This window comes from Mesorhizobium abyssinicae, from assembly GCF_049887195.1.
GTDB lineage: Bacteria > Pseudomonadota > Alphaproteobacteria > Rhizobiales > Rhizobiaceae > Mesorhizobium > Mesorhizobium abyssinicae.
In genome coordinates this window covers 926,610-950,132 of the sequence record NZ_JARAKC010000001.1, presented here as the reverse complement: position 1 = coordinate 950,132, position 23,523 = coordinate 926,610, and the positions used below count along the sequence as shown (strand labels likewise).

The window sequence follows — 23,523 nt, the reverse complement described above, 5'->3', positions numbered from 1 at the left end:
CCTCCCAGACAAGCTGGCTCTGGATGACCGCCGGAACGGGATTGGGCTGCGGCTGATCAAGCCACGGGATCACGGTTTCACCCGCTCGGCTTGGAAAGGCTTGGGCAAACCGTGAGTGGAAGATAGCCAGCGCCGCGAGGGCCGCGCTGCCTTTAGCAATGAATTCGCGTCGTGGAAGGTAATACATGATGATTTCTCCTCCAGTGAAAAGCTGTTTTCTCCTCCAGTGATAAAAGTGATGGCGGCCGGAATAGCGCAAACGAGAGGCCGGCCGAGGCGGCAGTCTTGAGAGCGCGCGGAACAACGCGAGTTGGAATCGCGCCAGATCTTAAGGCGGAGTCTCCCGCTCTCCGTTGCCGGCTCCGTCAGGTCCCAGCCAGCAGTAGTTAAGTATACGCCTGATCTGCGTTCATGGCGAGCGCGACGCGCCGACGCTCCGGAGTAGTCGAGGGAGTTGATCGGGTATACGCTTCTCAATCACCGTGTCGGCCCAGGGAGAGCCAGATGCGTGAACTGATTGGAAGCGTGCTCATCTATTTGACTGCTCTCACGACCGCCGAAGGCAGTCCGCTTCACGAGGCGGTCAAGAACGGGGACCCTGCCGCTATCGCAGCGGCCCTCGATGCAGGGGCGGCCATCGAGGAGCAGGACAGGGGAGCCACTCCTCTCTTCCTGGCAGTTCGCAGCCACCATCCCGAGGCGGCGGAACTGCTGATCAGCCGCGGCGCGGGTGTGAGCAAGGAGTCGGCGCTCGGTCTGCCGATCACCGTTGCTGTCCTGAAGGGTTACGCCGACCTCATGCAACTGTTGTTGTCACATGGCGCTGACCCCAATGCCAAAGCGAGAGGCGGCGAGCCCATGTTTGCACTTCGCGGTCGCGAACGGCTGCCTCGATTGCGTCAAGGTGCTCGTTGAAGCCGGCGCAGACGTGAACGCCATCTGGATCCAGGGCGACCCCGCCCGTCTACCGGGCATTATACGCCCTACCACCTTGCAAAGCACGACGACCGTGCCGACATCGCCGCCTACCTGCAGGCTCATGGGGTCGTCATTCTGAAGCCCGAGCCGATTTCCGCGAAGCTGGCAATCGGTGACCCGGCAAAGGGCGCGGCGTTCTTTGCTCGACAAACGACAGCCGCACCTCGCCGGCACGTTTACGCATCGGAACCCCACGCAACATCGAATTTAATTCAATATCGCATGGCCGTTTCAGTTCCGTTAGCCAACCCTAAAATAACCTTGCCGCGATTTGGCGGTCGCACTAGACTCTGGCCTTCTCAGAACGTGCCCAGTCCTCCGGATTGACAAAGGGGGGTAGCGAATGCGCCACGTTTTGCTTTTGCTTCTGTTTGTGCTTGTACACATTCCGATTGTATCGCATGCCGCCGCCATCCACGACGCCGCCATGGAGGGCGATGTCGCGGCGATCACGGCGGCACTCGATGCAGGTGCCGGAATAGATGAGAGCGATGGCACTGCCACGCCGCTCTATCTTGCGGTGATGCTGGGCCACATCGATGCGGCAAAATTGCTCATAGAACGTGGTGCGGACGTCAACGCCCAGACGACTTGGGGCCCTCCGCTGATGGCGGCCGTGGGGAAAGACAAGATCGATCTGTTAAATCTGTTGCTGGAGCGGAATGCAGATCCAAATTCCAACCGTGACAGCGAATCCGCCCTCCACGTCGCCGTCACTCTCGATTGTCTCGATTGTGTGAGGGCGCTGGTCGAGGCCGGCGCAGACGTGAATGCGAAGACAACGGGCGGCAAGACGCCGCTCCATATCGCAAAGAGCCGGGGGCAAGCCGAAATTGCCGCCTATCTTTTGTCGCACGGGGTTGTCTTGCCAACACCGGCTCCGATCTCAATGAAATTGGCTTCTGCCGATGTCGAGAAAGGTCGAACCTACTTCGCCCGCGTGTGTGTCAGTTGCCACACTGCCGAACCGCAGGGAGGGAACAAGATAGGACCCAACTTGTGGAGCGTCGTCGGCCGCGACAAGGCATCCGGGGCAAATATGCGTTACTCCGATACCTTGCTGAGTTGGGAGGGCGTATGGACGTACGAGGACCTGAACAGATATCTCTTCGGGCCTATGCTCACCACGCCGGGCGTTAAGATGGAGACGCCTGGTGTCCCGGAGGAGACTGAACGGGTCAACGTGATCGCATACTTGCGCACACTCAGTGACAAGCCGATCCCGCTGCCCTGAACGCGGGCGCATCTCAACTTGGGAAAGATACTATCTGCCATGCTGGCGCGTCCGGGCCGACCTATCCCCTGGCGGTTTCAAAACCCCGTACTCAGGCGAACGCGCGGCTCGGTCGGCCTCATGTTCCGCTATCCTCAGCCGCGCTGGAACAATTTCCGCACCCCGTAAGTGTTTCACGCGGCCGATTAGCCCCAGCGCTGCCCAAGCGTCGGGGCGTTGTTATGATTGAAGCGTCCTTGGGTACAGTGCTGAACCTAGCCAACCCCACTGGGACTTCTAAAAACCAAATCGGATCCAGACGCGCCTGCGATAGCACCGGGTGCGCCGTCGGCCATGCCGCCAATAACGACGACAGACCCGTCTCCAAACGCGTCGCCTGTGGTGGCGGTGCCAGCGACGGTGGTAGACAGGCTGCAGCTCCGCTTGAGAACCTTCATCGCCGAAAGGCTCCGTTTCCGGCGCGTCGAGGTCATCCAAAATCCCGTTCTTTCCGACGGATGGCACGCCGGCAACAGCGTTGAGGGGCTGAACCGCGCTCGCAAGGACCGCAGCTCCTGCAAGGCCAAACATTGCTGTCAGAAATGATCGCCGATCCATCAAAACCTCCCAATTATCGCCTGCCCAAAGGGGCTGGCACTGCGTTTGAACGCATGTGGAGAGGCTCGGTTCCTGACCGGGCTGGATCAAGGCTACTATTTCGTTATTGCGACTCTGACAGTAACCCTAGTCTAGGGCCTCGACTTGTCCACCTTAGCGAGCAAGTCTGTCGATAGCCCCGCCTTGGAAAGCCTGCGCCAATAGCGCGGCGAGCCATTCCCCTTCGTCCAGAGGCGCACTAGCTGGGAGCATTTTCCGCAGAACCCGCTCCAACATCGCGATGTTCGTCGGGTTCGCAGTTACCCACACACTGCCCACGCATGAACGCTTCCCCCCGGAACCGTTTGCGGCCTGACCCGCTAGTCTAGATGACACGGGACATCGCCGGTCGGGCCACCCACCCCTTGGAGGGGAAGTATTGATCCAGCATCCATATGAGTGGCGTCGCAAACGACTTCTTCGGCGACTGAAGTCCGATGCTCAAGCGCATTGGTCTTAGCGGCGAAACATATAGCCCGCTATCTCATTGACTTCCCAGACTGGCGAGTGTGAGTCCCTTTCTCGTCAGTCACTTTGCCAGACAAGACCCGCTGCCTCCTTCTATGCGGCGGGTGTTTTTTGTGAGAGATCCCGCATGCGACTTGGCGAAATCATCGCGGAAATGTTTGCGGCGCTTCTCGTCGTAAGCGTCGTTGCCATTTTGTTTTTCCTAGGCGGAAGGCCGTTCTGGCCCGACCACCAAGCGAAGATGGTCATTGTCCTGTCGCAGGATGCAATGACGACGGCATCGATTAGATCGTCAGCTCGACCACACCTACCCGATACGGTTGACGCCGAACTGGTGCGGCCGAGACCGTTCCAGGACTAGGAGGTCGGTTGGAAGACATAATGACACCGCAGCAGTCGCGAGCAGCAAGAGCGCTGTTGATCGCGCGTGCGGCTTGGCGCCAAGTGCAATCTTAGCGAAACAACGAACAGCGAATTTGAGAACGGGGAAAGAAAACCGCATCCCGGCAAAGTCGCCGCTATGCTGCTGGCTTTCGAAGGAGCGGGATTGTCTTTCCGGTCGAAGGCGGCCCCTCCCTAGCGCGCTCTGAGGGTCAGACTGGCACACCGACAATAGAAACTGGCGCCGCCGGCAAACCAATCGGGCGGCGGAATAGAAGCCGACAGGGTCGCTTCGGAAGAACTCCATCACAGAACGGCTGTTGGTTGTGTCAGTTGTCGTGCAGTCGACGGGCAAGGCGGACCCCTGGTCCTCCTCCATTCTGTGAAATGAATTCGATCCCTGCTCCCTCAAAGGCGGCACGAATAGCCTGAAGGGTTTTGGGTTTAAGATGATCGCCCTGTTCCAGACGGGTAATCGTTTGCGTTGCGACGCGCGCCACTTCGGCTAGTTCACGTATGCCCCAGCCAAGAGCTGCTCGAGCCATCCTGCACTGGATTGCGTATATTTCATCACTATGTGATGATTTTTGTTGCCCGCTCACGTCTCTACCTGTAGTCTTTGGCCGCACAATAAACGGCCGGAAAAGGTGCTCGAACACCAATTCCGACCTGACCACAACCTAAGCTTCAGGGAGCTCGGATCATGGCTGATTCCGACAATACCACGCCTTTGTCTTTCGTCACTCGGCGGCTGCTGATGATGCAGATTGTTATCGCGGCCGGACTGGGACCATTTGGCGCTCGGGCGCGCGAGAATATCTCGATCAAGGGCCGGCCGGACGATCCAGCTCTTCGGTTGTGTGAGAGCTGGCACGAGGTTCACCGCTCGACCTTGGTGCTATGCCGGCAACAGCAGCAGTTGGAGACATATCTCGTCAAAGCGATCGGCTTTCCCTGTGCTAAGATGCAGCTTCCCGCCGGCGGGGAAAAGACGGCCCATTCCGTCGAGAGTCTCGACGAACTCTATTCTCCCGACAACGAAGCGGCATGGGGTAGGGCGTTTGCGGATCTAGCCGCACATCAAGCGCGCTGGGACGCTGCTGATGTCGAGATCGGGTTTTCGAGAACTGACGAACTAATACAGCGATCGGAAGCGGCGGAACAGGCGCTTTTGGATGACCTGCCGCTGACTCCGGCATGCTCCGTTGGAGGTGTATTGGCTAAGCTCTTGGTTATCCTAAGCTACGGTGAACACTGGGAGAATCCAGCCGAATTCCCCTGGCCTCATGTCCGGTCGGTGCTCGATGACCTTGCCCGCTACCATCGCATTGATCCGAGAACCATCGTCGCTTCATCCGCGCAAGGAAGGCATCAGGAATGCAAAGGAAGCGCTGACGTATCGGGGATTTCGCCGTGACGGCGATCGCGTGGGTGTGCTCTGGCGGCCATTTGCAGAGAAGACATAGTGGGCCCCCCTGGTCTAAGTGTTGGAGTGTCTGCAAGCGCTTCTCACTGAAACCAGCTGGAACGCACGATAATCCCGGCCAACCGGTGTCCCTTTAACTGAGCGCCATCGCCTCTCTTGGCGATTAGCTGGGAGACGAAACCGCACCGCGCAAGTCATTGCACGCTATGGCCCTACCATATGAATTTCGTGCTTCCCTTCGCCGTCCGGAGGACTCTGATGGCGGGTCGATCCACCATTGGGAGAGCGACCGCGATGGCAGAAGAAACCCGGACTGGCCCCCAGGAGTTCGTTGGGGCCAACGACAACGGCGACCCGGTCAGCCCCGAAGGTCGCCAGGAACTCACGCCGGCGACCAAGCTGGATCGGGTGGTGCTGGATATCGCCCGGCTGATCGGCCGGCAACTGGCGCGAGAGGCATTCGACACTGGGCAGGCGGCGAACGACAATCGGCCAGGCCGCCAAGAGGGAGAGGGCAGGGAGCCGGATGGCGAACCCCTTGGGAACAGGAGAGAGGATCTGCCGCCATGACCCATGTCGCGCTCTATGCCCGCTATTCGTCCGACAGCCAGCGGGACGCTTCCATTGAGGACCAACTGAGGCTGTGCCGCGAGCAGGCGGCGCGCGAGGGCTGGAGCGTGGCGGGAACCTATGAGGATGCGGCGATCTCCGGCGCCAGCACTGTGATGCGGCCGGGCATCCAGCGTTTGGTACGCGATGCCCAGCGAAGCCGCTTTGAGGTCGTGCTGGCCGAGGCGCTTGATCGCATCAGCCGCGACCAGGCAGATGTCGCCACCCTCTTCAAGCATCTCAAATTCGCCGGCGTTGCCATCGTCACCTTGGCCGAGGGCGAGATCAGCGAACTGCACGTCGGCCTCAAGGGCACGATGAATGCCCTGTTCCTCAAGGACCTTGCACTCAAGACCCATCGCGGCCTGCGGGGCAGGGTGGAGAAGGGCAAGGCCGGAGGCGGGCTGTGCTACGGCTACAGCGTGGTGAAGAAACTAGACTCCGATGGTGAACCGTCTCGGGGTGACCGCGCGATCGTGCCTGAGGAAGCGACCATCGTGCGCCGTATCTTCCGCGAGTTCGCTGCCGGCAAGAGCCCGAAGGCCATCGCCGTCGACCTCAACAAGGAGGGTGTTCCTGGTCCGCTCGGGCGACACTGGGGCGATACCAGCGTGCGTGGGCATGTCATCCGGGGTACCGGCGTCATCAATAACGAGCTCTACACCGGTGTGCTGGTCTGGAACCGCCTGCACTTCGTCAAGGATCCCACTACCGGCAAGCGCGTGTCGCGGACCAATCCGCCAGCTAAATGGATCCGCACCGAGGTGCCGCATCTCAGGATCGTCGACGACGAATTGTGGCAGGCCGTGAAGGAGAGACAGAAATCCATTGCCAGCCAGTTCGAGGCGGTGGCGGTCGCAACGCGCAAAGCTAGGGCCAGGAAGCTGCACACGATGAAGCGGCCGGTCTCCCTCCTTTCCGGCTTGCTCACCTGTGGCCGCTGCGGCGGGCGCTACGGCCTGTTCACACGAGACCGCTATGCCTGCCTTAATCACCAGCGCCGGGGCATCTGCGACAATGGCCGCACCATTACCCGCGAGAAGGTCGAGCAGCGCGTCCTCGCAGGCCTGAAGGAAAGGCTTGTCTCGGCCGATGCCGTGGCCGAAGCGATCAGAGCCTATGCGCAGGAGACCAACCGCCTCAACCAGGAGCGTCGCGCGCAAGGCGAACAGGACCGCAAGGCGCTCGACAAGATCGAACGCGCCATCACCGGCATCATGGCCGCGATCGAGGATGGCCTGTACCAACCTTCGATGAAAGCGAGAATGGAAGACCTGGAGCGGCAGAAGGCGGAGATCACCGAGCGTCTGGCGTTGGTGCCCGCTGACGTGCCCGACCTGCATCCCAACATCGCCACTCTCTATCGCAAGCGGGTCGAGCAACTCACGCAGGCGCTCGCCGACCACGAGGACGGGCGCCAAGCTGCAGGGGCGTTGCGCTCGTTGATCGGGGAGATCGTGCTCACGCCTGGCGACAAGCGCGGCGAGGTCCATGCCGAGCTACGCGGCGAGCTGTTCGGCATCCTCGAACTCGCCAATCCTGACCCAACTCAGAACCCTGACGATGTTATGACAAAAGGGGTTGCGGGTCCCCGCAACCAAATCAAAAGGCCCGCTTGGCTCCTCGCCAGCGGGCCTTTTGCTTTGGCAGCCAACGATGGTCGCCCTACCCGCCAACCCGGTGACTGCGGCGTCAAGAAAGTCGAGCGCTGAACGGCGCCGATGATCTTGACGCCGCGGGCTACCGAACCGATCTTCACAAAGCCCTTTTGGGCTACGGCCGTCGTCAGTTTTGCCGTCCCTTGCGTGATGATCGAACCGGCGGCCGCCGTATGCATTCCTGACCGGAGCGAAGGCGCAGAAGCCTGCCGCGTATCTGGAGAAACTTGGTGGCCCAGCGATCGGGAAGTGCGGATCTTCCGCTGCACGGCGGGCGCGTGCCGAAATGGCTCGGCGATCGCATGACCCGGCTTGGCGCCGTCATGTGCGAGGCGATCGTCCATCACTACGGCCGCGACGAATTGCTGCGCCGCCTGGCGCATCCGTTCTGGTTCCAGTCCTTCGGCGCCGTCATGGGCATGGACTGGCATTCGTCCGGGATCACCACCAGCGTTGTCGGCGCCCTGAAGCGCGGTCTGTCGCCGCTTTCCGAAGAGCTCGGCATCCACGTCTGCGGCGGCCGTGGCGCGCACTCGCGCAAGACCCCGCAGGAGCTTGCCAGCATCGGCGAGCGCGTCGGCTTCGATGGCGACAGGCTGGCGACCGCCAGCCGGCTGGTCGCCAAGGTCGACAGCGCCGCGGTGCAGGACGGATTCGATCTCTACCTGCACGGCTTCATCGTCACCGATGACGGCAACTGGGTCGTCGTGCAACAGGGCATGAACGGCGATAGCCGGGTGGCGCGCCGCTATCACTGGCTGTCCGAAGGCCTGAAAAGCTTCGTCGACCAGCCGCATGCCGCGATCGAGGGCGCCAACCAAGGGGAGATCGTCAACCTGACCGACCGGCGCGCCGACGCCTCGCGACAGCGGCAACTGGAGATTCTGCACAATCTCGGACCGGACCGGATCGTGAGCGAGCTTTCGGCGCTGGAGCGTGGCGCGCCGCCGCCGCCGGCGCAGCCGCTGCTGCCGCATCTGGTGATGCCGGCACACCATGATGTGCGCGAAAGCGATGTCGTCATGCGCCGCCTGCACGGCAACATCGCGGCGGCGGCCGATCGCGGTCCGGAGGATTTTGCCGGGCTGCTGCTGGTGCCCGGCGTCGGCGCCGGCACGGTGCGGGCCCTTGCGCTGGTAGCCGAGGTTCTGCACGGCGCGCCATGCCGGTTTTCCGATCCCGGACGCTTTTCCCTGGCGCATGGGGGCAAGGATCGGCACCCGTTCCCGGTGCCGCTCAAGGTCTATGATGAAACGATCGGCGTGCTGAAGTCGGCGATGCAAAAGGCGAGGCTGGGTCGGGAGGAGGAGATCGGCGCCCTGAAGCGGCTGGACGACCAGTCCCGTCAGGTCGAGCGCTACGTCACCGGTCCCAGTTTGAAAGAGATCGTCGCCGGCGAGTTCGACCAGTCGCACCTGCTTGGCGGCCGCAGCGTGTTCGGCTGGGAGAAGCCGCCAGAGGCGACGACCGGCAAGCCCGCCAAGGAAGAACAGGGCTGAAAGTCCTCATGCGTCAAGGTCGATGAGGGCGATGCCAAGTTCGGGGCGTGTCCTGCGCCGCAAGTGGCCTGGCGTTTCGACTAGCGTGACCTCCAACGTCGGCCGCACGTGCCCGTTGAGCAGATGTCCGCCGCGCGTCGTGCCGTCCGCCAGGCCGAGCACGGCGTGGACATGGAGGCTCGGCTTGCCGTCGTCGCCCTGAGCGATATCGCCGATTGCGCTCAGCACTTCGCACTGTTCCAGCACCGGAATCCTGCGGTATTCGGTCTTTTCAAAGTCGAACCATCCGACGGTCGCCCTTTCGAAGGCGCCGATGGCGGTCAGCGAGGCGCTGCCGATATCGTGATCGGCGGCAAACGCCGTCAGTGCCGAGAAGGCCTCTTCACCCATGTCCAGCACCACGATGAAGGTCCTTTGTTCGGCACTTTCGGCAACGAGTTGTGATTTCATCTGGAGCCTCCTGGCGGCTTTCTTTTTCCGTTGGTCGACCGTGAATGACCGTTGGCGGTTCCTTCGCAACTCGGCGATCGCGCGCCCGCGCTACTGTGCCGGAGCGGTGGCGGGGGCCGTGTAGCGCCGGCGCACCGCGTCGAGCACGCGCTTGCGGCTTTCCTGCGCCGACAGCGTCTTGTCCTTCTCCGCGGTCTCGGTTTCGCGGGCCAGGTCCTTGTCCCTGATCTGATGGCGGAACCATTCCGAGTAGTCGCCGGCGCGCAGATGATGCTCCCAGGTCTTGTCGTCGATGCCCTCGGCCATCTGGGCGAAGATAATCAGATTGTGCGCCCTGAGGTTCATGGCATCGTCCGGGCCCCTGAAATAGAAGCTGCCGGCCTCGTCGAGTTGCCCCTCGGCATATTTGCGGCTGTGCCGCTTGAGCGACTGGCGCGGCTCGATCGCCTTGACCGACATCGGCTTCTTGCCATTGCGCGGCCGCCAGAACAGCACGCGGTCACCCTTTTGCGACGACATCGCGCCCGGCTCTTCAACGCCGGTCTCGTGACAGAATGTCCGCACGACGCTCTTCGCCTTTGGGCCAAGCGCGATGACCGCTGTCACCAGGCGCAAGGCATCGGTCGAGATCGCTTCCGGATGGACGGTGATGAGCACGGTGCCCGGCAACTCCAGCGACAGCATGGCGCGCGTGTCGTCGCGGCGTTTCGGCAGGAGATGATGGGCTTCGTCGATGACCAGCCAGTGCGGCCTCGCCGTGCGGTAGCGGAAGCTGCCGAGGCCTGGCAGCAGGTCGGCGAAGAAGTCGGGCCGCTCGTTGACCCGCAACGCCAGCCCATTGACCACCACATTGGTGTCCGGCTTCTCGATCAGGTCGAGCAGCTGTTCCTTCGTCGGCACACTCGACCCGTCGCCGAGCTTGACCGCACCTTGCAGGCCGTCATAGTCGCCTTCCGGGTCGAAGATGCAGAACTGATAGCCGGTCTCGACGAAGCGCTCGGTCAGGGCGGTGGCCAGAGTGGATTTGCCGATGCCGGAACTGCCGGCGATCAGGACCGTGTCGGTCGGCGACAGATAGACGTCCTTGCCGCCGGACGTACCAAGCAGGATGCCGTCGCGGGGCCTTTTGACGAGCCCGCGATCGTGCTTGATCAATTTGCCGATCAGTTCCTCCACGCCCTTGCCGCGTGCTCCGCGCGTGACGAGATCGGCGGTGTTCTTGACCGCCGGCAGCGCATTGTCGACAGCAACGCTGCAGCCACAGGCCTGCAGGAAGGCATGATCGTTTTCCGCGTCGCCGACCCCCACCGTATTGCGCGGCGACAGGCGAAGATCGCCGAGCGCGGCGGCGAGCCCGGTCGCCTTGTTGATGCCGCTCGGCAGGATCATGACCGCGCCCTTGTTGAAGATGATCTCCAGTTCCAGCCCGAGTTCCTTGATGACGTCGAGCACCGTGGCCTGGTGAGGCTCCCAGGTGGCGACGATAGAGCGCCCGACGGAAAGCGGCTTCACGCCGCGCTTCTTCAGCCCGGCGACGAGATCGGCCGACGGCGATGGCGATATCGTGCGCTCCTCCTCGCTGGCGGGCGTGTAGACCAGCGCTCCGTTTTCGGCGACGACCTTGTCGAACAATGCGAGTTCCGGAAAAACCCGCTTGAGGTCGGGCAACTCGCGTCCCGTCACCAGGATCAGTTTGCGGCCGGTCTTCTTCAACTGCTCGAGCGCCGACAGCGTCTTTCTGGTGACGATGCCATCGTGCGCCAGTGTGCCGTCATAGTCCGTCGCCAGGGCAATGAAATACATCCTCTGAGCCTCCATTGCTCGACGTGGATGGCTGTCTGTTAGCCTGAAGAAGGAACAACGCCTGTGGGACGAAAAGGTTTTGCGCCAATTGCGCGCCGAGCCGGAACTGCCGTGGCTGAGGGACGTTTCCAACGCACATCGGGTCAAGGAGTTCGACAATGCAAACCCCAGTCGCCAGTCCAACCTATCCTGCCGCCGCCCTTGCCATCGTGCCCTTTGACGGCACGGTGACAGTCAGGTTCTCGGACGCCGTGGTGGCGTCCAGCGAGCGGGCGAAGGTGCTCCATGAAGACGGAGGCGATCCGGTCTTCTACATACCGTTCGAAGACATCTATTTCGAGCTTTTCGAGAAGACGAACACCACCACAAGCTCGCCCTTGGGCACGGCAAGTTACTGGCGCGTCCATGCCGTCGGCGGATCGGCCGATGATTTCATGTGGGCCTATGAGACGCCCGAAACAGCCGCTTTGGCCATCGCCCGTCACGGCGCCTTCGACCCGGACAAGGCGCGCATCGATGCCGACCCGGCAGAGGACGTACGGCATACGCCGCGTATCCCCGGATAATCTCCTGACGGTCCCGATGGGGTCTATCCGTGCGCCGGGAATGCAAACAGATCTGTATCGACGTCCTCGAGGCCGTCAATCGCCGATGAAACCATCTCGGAAGCGATCTGCGAGAAGGTGATGCCATTGCCGCCATAGCCCATCACGGCGTGAATGCGCGGGTGGCGGGGCAGGGCGCCGATATAGGGCAGGCCGGAGGTTGTGGTTCCGAAGGAGCCGGTCCACGAGAATTCCGGCCTGGTGTCCAGCTTCGGCAACAAGCGGCCCAGTTTTGCCGCCAGGCGCTTGGACTTTTCGGCGATCAACGCATCGCGATGCTCCTCGTCGGTGAAATCCTCGTCCTCGCCGCCGCAGATGACGCGGTCATCCGCCGTCGTGCGGATGTAAAGGTAAGGCTCCGACGCCTCCCAAAGCAAAGCGGCGCCTGGCCATATGTCTTTTGGCTGGCGCGCTGTGGCGATTGCCCAGGTCGAAACGATGCTGTGCGCGGTGGCCGGAATGATGTCGGTCAACTCATAGCCGGTGGCGAGCACCAGATGTCGCGCGGTGATCGTCGGACCACCGCCGGTTTTGACAACGACCTCGTCGCGATCGCTCCTGATCTCGTCCGCCTCCACAGGGGCATAAAGGCGCGCCTTGCGCCCCACCGCGCTGAGCAGGAGCCCGGCGGTCAGCTTGCGCGGGTCGAGCGCAATGTTGTCGTGGCTGAGGATGGCAGCCGCGCGATCGATGCCGAAACTGTCCGACAGAGCCTTGCGGGTCAGATAGGTCGCGGCGATCCCGGCCTGCCGGCGGGCATCGCTTTCGTCGCGCAATTGCGCCGGCGCGAGCAGATTGCCGGCAAGGTAGAGTGACGGCAAGCGGGCCAGGTTGCAGGTTATGCCGAGTTCGGCAATCCGCCCGCGAAGATTGACCACGGCCAGGCGCGAGCGCCGCCACGCGCGCACGGCGTCGATCTTGCCCTTGATCGCGGCAAGTTTGATCAGCGGTTGATCAAGTTCAAATTGCACCAGCGCCGTCGTCGCCGAGGTCGATCCCAGAAGCGGGCCGCGCCGGTCGATGCAGACCACGCCATGGCCCGCGCGCGCCAGTGCGTCCGCCATCATGGCGCCGCTGATGCCCATGCCGACGACCAGCACCTCGGCCCTTATGTCTCGTGTCAACTTTCCTGTCGGCACCGGCGGCGCGCGATAGGCGAACCAGACCGGCCGGCCGCTTCTGAGGTCGAGTTTGCGGACCAATGCTCCCTCCGCGCTATCCGACGGCGGCTCGCCACAGACAAAAACCCGCCGATCGCTGCTCGATCAGCGGGCAATGCCAGGTCTGCCGGCGTCGCTACAGGCGGCCGAGGACAACCAGGATGATGACGATCAGCAAGACCAGCCCAAGGCCGCCGCCGCCGTAGTAGCCGGTGCCGTAAAACGGTCCGCCGCCAAGGCCACTGAAGCCGCCGAGCAAGATGAGAATCAGTAGAATGATAAGAATTGTGCCGAGACCCATGGGAGTTTCCTCTCCTGTTTGCGCTGCGGTGCATCCCGCAACGCCGACTGTTGATCAGAGTATCAACTCGAAGAGGGCTTTCCTGTTCCGGCAAACGCTGCCGGACGTATCGCTTGGGGCGGGCCGGGCAACAGGCCTGTTTTGACAAGAGTCGGTCGCGGCAGCCAAAAAGAGGTAATAAAAACAGTCGCTTCTCGTCGAAGCCCCTACATCGGCAGCTCAGGTCCCTGTCGCAAGCCCGTTGCGACGACCGAGACCCTGAATTTCCCGGCGAGCGCCCGGTCGAATATGGCGCCGACGATGATATCGGCATCAGCGTCGACCTCTTCGCGGATGCGGGTGGCGGCCTCGTCGACCTCGAACAGCGTCATGTCCGTGCCGCCCGAAATCGAGACAAGGACGCCCCTGGCACCGATCATGGACGCTTCGTCGAGCAGCGGGTTTGCAATCGCCGCCTCCGCGGCGTTCTTGGCCCGCCCTTCACCCGTGGCTTCCCCGGTCCCCATCATTGCGCGGCCCATGTCGCGCATCACCGACTTCACATCGGCGAAGTCGAGATTGATCAGGCCCTCCTTGACGATGAGGTCGGTGATGCAGCCGACGCCCGAGTAAAGGACCCGATCCGCCATGGCAAAGGCGTCGGCGAACGTCGTTTTGGCGTCGGCGACCCTGAACAGGTTCTGGTTCGGGATGACGATTACCGTATCGGCGCATTCGCGAAGCCGCTCGATGCCTTCCTGGGCCGATTGCATCCGTCGCTTGCCCTCGAAGCTGAACGGTTTGGTGACGACCGCCACCGTCAGGATGCCGGCCGCGCGCGCGGCATTCGCGATGACGGGAGCAGCGCCGGTACCGGTTCCACCTCCCATGCCCGCGGTCACAAAGCACATATGCGTTCCCGCAAGGTGATCCATGATTTCGTCGATCGATTCTTCAGCGGCGGCACGGCCGACTTCGGGCAGCGAACCGGCGCCCAGGCCCTCGGTGATACGGGCTCCCAACTGGATCAGCCTCGGTGCCTTGGACATGGTGAGCGCCTGCGCATCGGTATTGGCGACGATGAACTCGGCGCCCTGCAGGTTCTCGGCAATCATGTTGTTAATCGCGTTTCCGCCGCCGCCGCCAACACCGACGACCGTTATCTTCGGCCTCATTTCCGAGATTGCTGGCCTTGTCGCGGTGTTCATCGCCGTATCTCCTTGAAATGCACCTGGCGCTTGGATCGACGAAAAATCTTCCAGTCGGCGCGACGTTCGAGCGCGCCAAAGTGCAAGAATCAGGTTCTATCGCTCCGGCAAATGGAATCAGAGCGTGGACTTGGCCGCAAGACAAATGCGCCTATGGTCGTCGCTCACCCGCGGGCTCTGCCGTGCGCATGTGGCCTGCGGATCACTGTGCGGTCATATTGGCCGGATCCGGGACACCCGGGCAGATTGCGAAGACAGGAGTGAAGGATGCGGCAGGCACTGATCGTTTGGGGCGGCTGGGAAGGCCACGAGCCGGAACTCGGCGCGCGCGCCGTCAAGGCGATGCTCGAGGAAGATGGATTTGCCGTTCGCGTCGAGACCTCGACCGCGGCATTCGCCGATCCCGCAATCGCCGACCTCAGCCTGATCGTGCCGATCTACACCATGTCCAAGCTGAGCAAGACCGAGGAGTCCAACCTCGTCAGCGCAATCGCGGGAGGCGTCGGCCTTGGCGGTTACCATGGCGGCATGGGCGATGCGTTCCGCGAATCGACCGATTACCAATTCATGTGCGGCGGCCAGTGGGTCGCCCATCCCGGCAACATCATCGACTACCAGGTCGACATCGTCCGCCGCGACGATCTGATCATGAGCGGCATCGACGATTTCCCCTACCGCTCCGAGCAGTACTACATGCATGTCGACCCGTCGAACGAAGTGCTGGCGACCACCACGTTCACGGGCGCGCACGCCCCTTGGATCGACGGCGTCGTCATGCCGGTGGTCTGGAAGCGCCGGCACGGCAAGGGCCGCGTGTTCTACTCGTCGCTGGGGCATGTGGCCAAGGAGTTCGAGGTGCCGCAGATGCGGACCATCCTGCGCCGTGGGCTGGCCTGGGCAGCGCGCTGAGACCCATGACAGGCAGCGGGGCCGGTATGGTACGACCGGTCCCGCTTTCTTTGTCTTGCAGCCCCTGTGCCGCCGCAGGCGCGTCAGGTTGCTGACGGTCTCATGCGGCACGCAAAGGCTTCATCTCACTGCAAATCGGACACCGCCGTCGTCGCGAAGGCGATCCACGCACAGGGCGCGAAGGACGAGCGCGGCGTCTGCATAGGTGATCGACCTTTCGCCGCCGGCGGGCAACATGCCGCCGACGGTGTCCAGGACATCGGCCTCGATGCGCCAAGGCAGGATGTCGGTGCAAGTCCGCATGCGGCCGAAGACCGAGCTGATCGGGATCAAATGGCCTTCGAACTCGACTTGCGGTTCGTCCGTGCCCGGAGTCCAGGCCTGGTAGGCTTCCAGAGCCTCGTCGAAGGCGCCATGCAACTGGATTGGGGCATGGCCCTCGTGCAGTGCGGGCAGCAGGCGTGTGGTCATCGGTCTCCTCCTCGATCGCGGCAGCAATGCCTGCCGTCCAACGCCCCCGCGCCCATGATGAGTTGATTGGTCTTCTACACCGGCCTGACGGTGGTGGGATCTGGAACGATCTCCGGAAATGTCTGCGTCATCGTCATCTCCTGATCATACGAACACGAATGGCGAAAAAGTCAGGCACTTGGATGGGCAGTATGACCTGCTCGGGAATAAATGTCTATAAAGTTTGTAGACATTCGTTAGACAGAGCTAAGATGAACGCCACCGCTTCGCTTGTCGAGGAGCCGGCGCGTGTCACTCCACGATGAACCGGCACGAGCCGGCCAACGTCTCGTCCGGCTCGAGCGCGACCAGTCCGCCGAGATCGGCTCGATGATGCGCGTCGACGCTGTGGGTCATCGGCTCGAAGCAGAACCAGTCATGGCGATAGAGCGCGTCGAAGGCTGCATGCGAAACGAAGATCATGCAGCGCGAGAATTGCGCATCGGCCTCGATCCGCAGACGCGATCCGGTCTCCGGCCACATTATGGTCGCCGCGCCGTTCCAGCCTTCGAACTCGGTGTTCATCCAGGTCCCGGGCAGCCGGCGGCCGCCGGAAAAATCCATGCCGCCGCGCGCAGGATGGCTCTTCAGCGGCAGGAAAGCCGCGTCCTGCTCCCAGTAGCGCTCGGCGGTGAAGTCGACGATGGTGGCCGGCGTCATCGGCAGGAACGGATGCAGGCCGAGCCCGTAGGGCAGGCGCCGGCGCGCGCGGTTGGTCACCGAAAGGCTGACGGACAGCATGTTGTCGGAGAGGGCGAAACGCTGCTCGGCGCGGTAGGCGTAGGGTCCATCCTTGCCGGCATGATCGTAGGCGATGGTCAGCTCGTGATGGTCGTGAGCGATGGTCCGCCAATGGCCAAGCCAGGCGTCGCCGTGAATGTAGTGCGGGTCGCTCGCAGTGTTCGGTTGCAGACGATGGGTTCCTCCATCGAAGACAAAGGCGTTGCCGCGCAGCCGGTTGCCGAACGGGATCAGCGGAAAACACACATCCGCTTCCACCGCTCCACGGTGGAAAACGGGAACCGGACCGCTCGCCGCGTGGCGGTCGAAGCGATGGATCGCGCCGCCGGCAAGATCGACCGAAAGCGCCACCGTGTCATTGGAGATCTGCAGCATGCCCATTGCGGAGCCCGTTATAGATCGTATGAATGAAAGATTTACATAAGACCTAGCCTCTCATACAACAGCTTGCAACGGCGCTCTATCGGGAGAGGATCTGCGTGGAAACCATAGCTCCTTCAGATGCACTCGGCTGGATGCCATCGGTCGACCAGACCGGCGCCAGCGTGCACAACGCCGTGGTCAGCGTGCTCGGCAGCCGCATCCTGGGCGGAGAATACGCGCCGGGAGACGCCCTGCCGCGCGAAGAGGAACTGTGCGCCATGCTGGGCGTCAGCCGCACTTCGGTCCGGGAGGCGGTCAAGGTCCTGTCGGCGAAGGGGCTTGTCGAAGCGAGGCGCCGCGCCGGCGTACGTGTGCTGGCGCGCGACAATTGGCGGCTGCTCGATCCGGTCGTGCTCGGCTGGCACCCGTCCATCCAGGACGACGAAGAACTGGTTTCCGGCCTGCTCGAGGCGCGCAGGATCTTCGAGCCCGCCGCGGCGGAGCTCGCGGCCAGGCGCGCCACGGCGGCCGACCTCGCCGAAATCGAGCGCGCCGTGGTCGGCATGCGCGACAACATCCCGAATGATCTCAATGCAGTCTGCCAAGCGGACCTGGCCTTCCACAAGGGCGTGATCGCCGCCAGCCACAATGTTGTGCTGAAGGGGCTGGTCGGCATGCTGGAGGCCGCCTTGCGCGCCACCTTCCTCGTCACCAATCCGCTGATGGAAGCGCAGTCGCGCGCGCTCTCGGCGCATGTCGCGGTGCTGGAAGCGATCCGCATCCGCGACACGGCCGGCGCCCGCGCCGCCATGAACCGACTGCTCGACATCGCCGCCGACGATCTTCACGCCAAGGGCTAAGATTTCCGCCTTGACGCCATTTTAGATCATATGATAACTCAATTTCATATGATCTAAGTGTCGCCTGGGAGGAGTAGCGCTTGAGAATCGTGGCGATCACCACGCGCGTCGTGAACGCGGACATGCGCAACTGGGTGTTCGTGCGCATCGAGACCGACCAGCCCGGCCTCTACGGCTGGGGCGAGGCGACGCTGGAGTGGAAGACCCAGGCCGTGGTCGGCGCCGTCAACGACCTGGCGCCGCTTCTGATCGGGCGCGATCCGCGCGACATCGAGCAGGCGGTGCGCATCCTCAAGAAGCATTCGTTCTGGCGGCTCGGCGTGATCGGCATGTCGGCCGTCTCCGGCATCGAGCTGGCGCTGTGGGATATTTTCGGCAAGTGGCTTGGCCAGCCGGTCTGGCGGCTGCTCGGCGGCAAGGTGCGCGACCGGGTCAAGGTCTACACCCATCTCGGCCTCGGCGACATGCGCGCCGTGTACGAGACGCTCGACGCCGAGCCGCTGGTGAAGCGCGCCTCCGAAGTGGTGGCCAAGGGCTATCGCGCGCTGAAGGCGGTCTTCATTCCCTACAGCCACTACCACGCGCCGCTGGTCGAGGTCGAAAAGGTCGGCCGGCTGATGGAGGCGCTGCGTAAGACGGTCGGTCCCGAGGTCGAGATCATGGTCGATTTCCACGGCCGCCCCGCCTCGACCTCGACCGCGCTCGCGTATATCGACGTGCTTGCGCCATACCGGCCGATGTTCATCGAGGAGCCGCTGCCGCCCGGCGAGACCGGCGCACTGACGCAGCTCGCCGCCAAGTCGCGCGTGCCGATCGCCACCGGCGAGCGGCTCATCGACCGTGCCGAATTCGACGATCTGTTCCGGGCAAGGGCGGTCGACATCGTGCAGCCAGACATCTGCCATTGCGGCGGCCTGCTCGAGGCGAAGAAGATCGCGGCGATGGCCGAGGCGGTATCGGTCGGCGTGGCGCCGCACAATCCGCTCGGTCCGATCGCCGGTGCGGCGGCGCTGCATTTTGCCGTCTCCACCCCCAACCATCTGATCCAGGAAGAGATGGTCGGCGCGGTGCCCTGGTATTTCGAGGTGGTGAAAGGGCCGATCCGCATGGTCGATGGCTGTTGGCAGGTGCCGGAAGCGCCGGGGCTCGGCATCGAAGTCGACGAGGCGGTCGCTGCCCGCCATCCCTACAAGCCTGAGGTGATGCACACCACCAATGCGGTGCTCTCCGACGGCACCATCGTGGACTGGTGACAATGGCCGGGCGTCTCAAAGACAAGGTGGTGATCATCACCGGCGCCGGGCGTGGCATCGGCGAGGCGACGGCGCGCGCCATGGCCGCCGAGGGGGCGGTGATCGTCGTCGCGGAAAAGGACGCGGCGACCGGAAAGAGCGTCGCAGCGTCGCTTGCCGACAGCGGCGTGAAGGCGCTGTTCGTTGAAACCGATGTCGCGGACGCCGGCTCCTGCGAAGCGATGGCCAAGCAGGTTCTCGACGCCTTCGGCCGCATCGACGTGCTGGTCGCCAATGCCGGCATCAACGTGTTCCACGAGCCGCTGGAAACCACCGAAGAGGAATGGCGGCGCTGCTTTGCCGTCGATCTCGACGGCGTCTGGTATTCGGCGCGCGCGGTGCTGCCGGCGATGCGCGACCAGAAACAGGGTTCGATCGTCGCGATCGCTTCCTGTCATTCCTTCGCGATCATCCCGTCGACCTTTCCCTATCCGGTCGCCAAGCACGGGCTGCTCGGCCTGGTGCGGTCGCTCGGCATCCAATACGCGGCCGAGGGCATCCGCGTGAACGCGATTGCGCCTGGCTACATCGAGACGCAGATCGCGGTCGACTACTGGAACACATTCCCAGACCCGCAGTCCGAGCGCCAGCGCACCTACGATTTGCATCCGCCACGCCGCATCGGCCGGCCGGAGGAAGTGGCCATGACCGCCGTCTTCCTCGGCTCCGACGAGGCGCCGTTCATCAACGCAGCCTGCATCGTCATCGATGGCGGGCGCTCGGTTCTCTACCACGAATGAGATTTCGCGCCGGCGGCCGGTCGCCGGGAACGTCTTCAAGCAAAATGGGATCCCGCCGGCCGGGATCCAGAGGGAGGAAACCATGAAACCAATGATCAAGGCATGCCTTGCGGTGACTGCGACCGCAGCCGTCGCTCTGACGGTCCACGGCGCGGGCGCGCAGGACAAAATGAAGTTCGGCTACATCAACAAGATGGGCGATCACCCGTGGTTCGTCCGCGAGGTGCAGGGCGCCAAGGAGAAGGCCAAAGAGCTCGGCGTCGATCTCCTGGTGCAGGACGTCCAGTTCGACGCCAACCTCGCCGTCACCACCTTCGACACCTATGTCGGCGACGGTGTCAAAGGCATTGCCGTGGTGGTGCCCGACCGCTCGCTCGGCCCGGTCGTCGCCGACAAGGCAAAGGCGGCCAAGATCGGCCTGATCGCGGTCGACGACGACATCGCCTTCGCCGACGGCAGCCCGGTCGCCTATGTCGGCATGAACGCGCTCAACATCGGCAAGCAGGTCGGCGGCGAGATCGCCCGCATCGTCAAGGCCGAGGGCTGGGACAAGGACCTTTCCAAGGTGCGCGTCGGCTCGATCGAGGACCAGAAGGCCGATACCTGCATGCGCCGCAACAAGGGCGCCGAGGAAGCGCTCGTCGCGGCGATCCCGGAGATCAAGTCGCGCATCCTGTCGATCCCCTACGACAACACCATGGTCAATTCGATCGATGTGGTGTCGACGACGCTGACGGCCAATCCCGACGCCGAGAAGTGGATATTCTACTCCTGCAACGACGACGGCGTGCTCGGCGGCGTGCGCGCCACCGAGAACGCCGGCATGAAGCCGGAGAACGTCATCGGCATCGGCATCGACGGCTCACGCTCCTGCGAGGCCTTCGGCTCCGGCAAGCCCACCGGCTTCCGCGGCACGATGTGGCTGGACAGCGCCAAGCATGGCGCCGCGGCGATCCAGGCGCTCTACGACCAAGCCACTGGCAAGGAAATGCAGAAGGACTATTTCCAGGACGCGACGCTGATCAGCGGCGAGAACTTCGCCAAGTTCAAGGACACGCTCGGTTGCAAGTCCTAGGCTTCCTTTTGGCCTCATTGTCGGCCTCGGGGCGCGCGGCCTCACAAGGAGCCGCGCGCCGATGACCGTGCCCGTCGTTTCCGTCGAGGGCGTCAGCAAGCGCTTCGGCGCGGTGCAGGCGCTGCGCGACGTCTCCGTTGCCTTCCATGCCGGCGAGATCACCGCTTTGATCGGCGAGAACGGCGCCGGCAAGTCCACGCTGATGCGCGTGCTGGAGGGCGAGCATCGCCCGGACAGCGGTCGCGTTCTGGTCGATGGTCAGCCGGTCCAGCTCAACTCGCCACGCGCAGCACACGGCTCGGGCATCCGGGTCATCCACCAGGAGCCGGAGATCATCCCGGAGCTGACGGTGGCGGAAAACATATTCATCGGCGACATCAAGGCGCGGGGCGGGATTTTTCTCGACCGCACGGATCTGGAGCGGCGCAGCCTCGAGCTGCTCAACACCTTCGGCGTGGTCGACGTGCTGTCACCCGGGCAACGCTGCCATGGCCTGAGCCCGGCGCTCAGGCAACTGATCGAGATCATGCGCGCGTTGCGCCCAGGGGCGCGGCTGCTCGCCTTCGATGAGCCGACCTCGTCGCTCACGGAGGATGAGGCGCAGCGGCTGTTTCGGGTCATCCGGCGGCTGAAGGCCGATGGCGTCGCGGTGATCTACATCTCGCACCGGCTGCGCGAGATCATCGAGCTTGCCGACCGTTGCGTGGTGATGCGCGACGGCAAACGCGTCGCCGACGAGCCGATTACAGCGCTCGACGAGCAGCGCATGGTGCGGCTGATGGTGGGCAGGCCGGTGAGCGATCTGTTCAACCGGAAGGAGCGCACGCTCGGACCGGTGCGGCTGGCGCTCAACGATGTCACGACACGGCGTGTCGAGGGGATCAGCTTCGAGGTGAGGGCGGGCGAGATCGTCGGGCTGGGCGGCCTGGTCGGCGCCGGGCGCACGGAAGTCGCGCGCGCCATCGTCGGCCTCGACCCGCTGCTGTCGGGGCAAATGGCGGCCGGCGGCAAGCCCTACCGGCCGCGCGAGCCTTCGGATGCCGTGGCCGCCGGTATCGGGCTGGTGCCGGAAGACCGCAAGCAGGAGGCGCTGCTTCTGATGCAGGCGGTGCGCGACAATGTCAGCCTCGTGGTGCCCGACAAGGTGTCGCGCTACGGCTTCTTCAGCCGCCGTCGCGAGCGGGCGCTGGTCGCCCATCACGTCGCCGAGCTCAGGGTCAAGACGCCGTCGATCGAACAGGCGGTGGGAAAACTTTCCGGCGGCAACCAGCAGAAGGTCGTGTTCGCCCGCTGGCAGGCGCGCGGGCCGGCGGTGCTCATCCTCGACGAGCCGACGCGCGGCATCGACGTCGGCGCCAAGGCGGAGATCTACAGGTTGATCGAAAGCCTGGCCGACCGGGGTCTCGCCATCCTGCTCATCTCCTCGGAAATGCCGGAGCTGCTCGGCCTCGCCGACCGAGTGCTGGTCATGCAGGGCGGACGCATCAGCGGCGAGCTGCCTTGGCTGGAGGCGAGCGAGGAAGCTGTGCTGGCGCTGGCCATGCGCTCGGGGAAAGAGACAATCGAAAGGAGGGTATCGTGACCGATACCGCGACGGCCGGCCGCGAGCGCGTGCCGGCAACCCTGCTTGGCCGCATCGGCGCGCAGAACATCAGCCTGCTGATCGCGCTGGTGGTGCTGCTGGCGATTTTTGGCGCGCTGAGGCCGGACGTCTTCTTCACCCCACGCAACCTGATCAACATCGGCCTCGCGGTCACCCTCCTCGGCATCCTCGCCATGGCGCAGACCGTCGTCATCGTCTCCGGCGGGCTCGACATATCGGTCGGATCGATCGTCGGCCTGAGCACCATGGTGCTGGCAGTCGCCGCGCAGGAAACCGGATCCATACCGATCGGCATTCTGGCCGGCCTGCTTGCCGGCCTGCTGGCGGGCGCGATCAACGGGTTGATCATCGTCTACGGCCCGGTCAACGCGGTGATCGCCACGCTCGGAACGATGTCGGCCTTCCGCGGCCTCGCCTATCTGATGAACAACGGCAACTCGATCCCGATCACCGGCGACAGTCTGCGGGCGCTGGGCATCGGCACGCTCTTCGGCCTGCCCTTCGCCATCTGGCTGCTGATCGCGGCGATGGCGGCGTTCATCGTCTTCACCCGCGAGACGGTCGTCGGCCGCAACATCTACGCGCTCGGCGGCAATCCGACGGTGGCGCGGCTGGCCGGGATCCCGATCCGCCGCTACCAGATCTCCATCTATGCGATGAGCGGGTTCGCGGCGGCAGTGGCCGGCCTGGTGCTTGCCAGCCGCACCATGTCCGGCCAGCCTGCCTCCGGCAGCCAGGGGCTGGAGCTGGAAGCGATCACCGCCGCGATCCTCGGCGGCTGTGCGCTGCAGGGCGGCAAGGGCACGATCGTCGGCGCCATGCTGGGCGTGCTGATCATCGGCGTGCTCAACAACGGCATGATCCTGACCAGCGTGCCGACCTTCTATCAGCTGCTCGCCAAGGGCGCGCTGCTGATCCTGGCGGTCATCGTCCAGGAACGCCAGCGGGCGCGGACCGGAGAGTGAGCTGACCAGAGCAATTCACCGTTTCACGGAAACGGCGGCCTGCTCTAACTCTTTGTTTTGACGCAATTCC

The 23,523-nt window shown here is 63.6% G+C and carries 23 protein-coding genes and 1 pseudogene; 15 read left to right on the top strand and 9 right to left on the bottom strand.

The window, feature by feature from the left end; genetic code table 11:
* Positions 1-187 (bottom strand): annotated as a pseudogene (locus PU724_RS04455) (sulfite oxidase); the annotation flags it as partial.
* A gap of 317 nt (positions 188-504) precedes the next feature.
* Between PU724_RS04455 and PU724_RS04450 the strand changes: the two are divergent.
* From PU724_RS04450 to PU724_RS04440, 3 genes are all read left to right on the top strand, one after another.
* Positions 505-915 (top strand): ankyrin repeat domain-containing protein, encoded by a 411-nt coding sequence (locus tag PU724_RS04450; protein ID WP_354419889.1) that lies wholly within the window; start codon positions 505-507, stop codon positions 913-915.
* The gene (locus PU724_RS04445; RefSeq protein WP_354419887.1) at positions 818-1,057 is read left to right on the top strand and encodes an ankyrin repeat domain-containing protein; all 240 of its coding nucleotides are present in this window, start codon (positions 818-820) and stop codon (positions 1,055-1,057) included. Before PU724_RS04450 ends, PU724_RS04445 begins: the two co-directional genes overlap by 98 nt.
* Before the next feature lie 264 nt (positions 1,058-1,321).
* Positions 1,322-2,212 carry an ankyrin repeat domain-containing protein gene (locus tag PU724_RS04440; protein WP_354419885.1) on the top strand — a complete coding sequence of 297 codons (891 nt, stop codon included), beginning with the start codon at positions 1,322-1,324 and terminating at the stop codon, positions 2,210-2,212.
* A 1,814-nt stretch (positions 2,213-4,026) separates the two neighbouring features.
* Here PU724_RS04440 and PU724_RS04435 read toward each other — a convergent pair.
* On the bottom strand, positions 4,027-4,242 hold the full coding sequence (locus PU724_RS04435) for a helix-turn-helix domain-containing protein (protein ID WP_354420159.1): 216 nt from the start codon (positions 4,240-4,242) through the stop codon (positions 4,027-4,029).
* A gap of 158 nt (positions 4,243-4,400) precedes the next feature.
* On the opposite strand from PU724_RS04435, the gene PU724_RS04430 reads away from it, so the two are divergent.
* From PU724_RS04430 to PU724_RS04415, 4 genes are all read left to right on the top strand, one after another.
* Positions 4,401-5,114: a hypothetical protein gene (locus PU724_RS04430; protein WP_354419883.1), complete on the top strand. Its 714-nt coding sequence runs from the start codon at positions 4,401-4,403 to the stop codon at positions 5,112-5,114.
* Positions 5,115-5,417: 303 nt separating this feature from the next.
* Positions 5,418-5,693: a hypothetical protein gene (locus PU724_RS04425; protein ID WP_354419881.1), complete on the top strand. Its 276-nt coding sequence runs from the start codon at positions 5,418-5,420 to the stop codon at positions 5,691-5,693.
* Entirely contained in the window at positions 5,690-7,444 is a 1,755-nt protein-coding gene (locus tag PU724_RS04420; protein WP_354419879.1) for a recombinase family protein, read from the top strand. Before PU724_RS04425 ends, PU724_RS04420 begins: the two co-directional genes overlap by 4 nt.
* Positions 7,445-7,620: 176 nt before the next feature.
* On the top strand, positions 7,621-8,889 hold the full coding sequence (locus PU724_RS04415; RefSeq protein ID WP_354419877.1) for a DUF763 domain-containing protein: 1,269 nt from the start codon (positions 7,621-7,623) through the stop codon (positions 8,887-8,889).
* Positions 8,890-8,895: 6 nt separating this feature from the next.
* Here the strand turns inward: PU724_RS04415 and PU724_RS04410 are convergent, their stop codons facing one another.
* Together PU724_RS04410 and PU724_RS04405 are read right to left on the bottom strand one after the other, a co-directional pair.
* Positions 8,896-9,339 carry a PPC domain-containing DNA-binding protein gene (locus tag PU724_RS04410; protein WP_354419875.1) on the bottom strand — a complete coding sequence of 148 codons (444 nt, stop codon included), beginning with the start codon at positions 9,337-9,339 and terminating at the stop codon, positions 8,896-8,898.
* A gap of 90 nt (positions 9,340-9,429) precedes the next feature.
* On the bottom strand, positions 9,430-11,142 hold the full coding sequence (locus tag PU724_RS04405; RefSeq protein ID WP_354419873.1) for an HAD family hydrolase: 1,713 nt from the start codon (positions 11,140-11,142) through the stop codon (positions 9,430-9,432).
* A 158-nt stretch (positions 11,143-11,300) separates the two neighbouring features.
* Between PU724_RS04405 and PU724_RS04400 the strand changes: the two genes are divergently transcribed.
* Entirely contained in the window at positions 11,301-11,708 is a 408-nt protein-coding gene (locus PU724_RS04400; protein ID WP_127392042.1) for a DUF427 domain-containing protein, read from the top strand.
* 23 nt (positions 11,709-11,731) lie between these two features.
* Here the strand turns inward: PU724_RS04400 and PU724_RS04395 are convergent, their stop codons facing one another.
* The 3 genes from PU724_RS04395 to ftsZ all read right to left on the bottom strand — a co-directional run bounded on the left by PU724_RS04395 (position 11,732) and on the right by ftsZ (position 14,395).
* Entirely contained in the window at positions 11,732-12,949 is a 1,218-nt protein-coding gene (locus tag PU724_RS04395; RefSeq protein WP_354419871.1) for an NAD(P)/FAD-dependent oxidoreductase, read from the bottom strand.
* Between the two features lie 94 nt (positions 12,950-13,043).
* Positions 13,044-13,208: a DUF3309 family protein gene (locus PU724_RS04390; RefSeq protein ID WP_127283184.1), complete on the bottom strand. Its 165-nt coding sequence runs from the start codon at positions 13,206-13,208 to the stop codon at positions 13,044-13,046.
* A gap of 206 nt (positions 13,209-13,414) precedes the next feature.
* Positions 13,415-14,395 (bottom strand): cell division protein FtsZ, encoded by a 981-nt coding sequence (gene ftsZ / locus PU724_RS04385; protein ID WP_127283183.1) that lies wholly within the window; start codon positions 14,393-14,395, stop codon positions 13,415-13,417.
* Positions 14,396-14,662: 267 nt separating this feature from the next.
* On the opposite strand from ftsZ, the gene PU724_RS04380 reads away from it, so the two are divergent.
* Positions 14,663-15,304, top strand: a complete 642-nt coding sequence (locus tag PU724_RS04380) for a ThuA domain-containing protein (protein ID WP_354419868.1) — start codon at positions 14,663-14,665, stop codon at positions 15,302-15,304.
* A gap of 120 nt (positions 15,305-15,424) precedes the next feature.
* On the opposite strand, the gene PU724_RS04375 is transcribed toward PU724_RS04380, so the two are convergent.
* Positions 15,425-15,775 (bottom strand): BRA0787 family protein, encoded by a 351-nt coding sequence (locus PU724_RS04375; protein ID WP_127283181.1) that lies wholly within the window; start codon positions 15,773-15,775, stop codon positions 15,425-15,427.
* Between the two features lie 291 nt (positions 15,776-16,066).
* Positions 16,067-16,936, bottom strand: a complete 870-nt coding sequence (locus PU724_RS04370; protein WP_127392045.1) for an aldose 1-epimerase — start codon at positions 16,934-16,936, stop codon at positions 16,067-16,069.
* 98 nt (positions 16,937-17,034) lie between these two features.
* Here PU724_RS04370 and PU724_RS04365 point away from each other — a divergent pair, with 98 nt between their 5' ends.
* From PU724_RS04365 to PU724_RS04340, 6 genes are all read left to right on the top strand, one after another.
* Positions 17,035-17,778 (top strand): FadR/GntR family transcriptional regulator, encoded by a 744-nt coding sequence (locus PU724_RS04365; protein ID WP_127283179.1) that lies wholly within the window; start codon positions 17,035-17,037, stop codon positions 17,776-17,778.
* A gap of 89 nt (positions 17,779-17,867) precedes the next feature.
* Positions 17,868-19,031 carry a galactonate dehydratase gene (dgoD, locus tag PU724_RS04360; RefSeq protein ID WP_354420158.1) on the top strand — a complete coding sequence of 388 codons (1,164 nt, stop codon included), beginning with the start codon at positions 17,868-17,870 and terminating at the stop codon, positions 19,029-19,031.
* A 2-nt stretch (positions 19,032-19,033) separates the two neighbouring features.
* Positions 19,034-19,810, top strand: a complete 777-nt coding sequence (locus PU724_RS04355; protein WP_354419865.1) for an SDR family oxidoreductase — start codon at positions 19,034-19,036, stop codon at positions 19,808-19,810.
* An 82-nt stretch (positions 19,811-19,892) separates the two neighbouring features.
* Positions 19,893-20,885: a substrate-binding domain-containing protein gene (locus PU724_RS04350; RefSeq protein WP_354419863.1), complete on the top strand. Its 993-nt coding sequence runs from the start codon at positions 19,893-19,895 to the stop codon at positions 20,883-20,885.
* Between the two features lie 61 nt (positions 20,886-20,946).
* Positions 20,947-22,467 carry a sugar ABC transporter ATP-binding protein gene (locus tag PU724_RS04345; RefSeq protein WP_354419862.1) on the top strand — a complete coding sequence of 507 codons (1,521 nt, stop codon included), beginning with the start codon at positions 20,947-20,949 and terminating at the stop codon, positions 22,465-22,467.
* A complete protein-coding gene (locus PU724_RS04340) occupies positions 22,464-23,453 on the top strand; it encodes an ABC transporter permease (RefSeq protein WP_245478376.1) in 990 nt (329 codons plus the stop codon). The genes PU724_RS04345 and PU724_RS04340 overlap by 4 nt, the downstream gene beginning before the upstream one ends.
* The last annotated feature ends 70 nt before the right edge of the window (positions 23,454-23,523 follow it).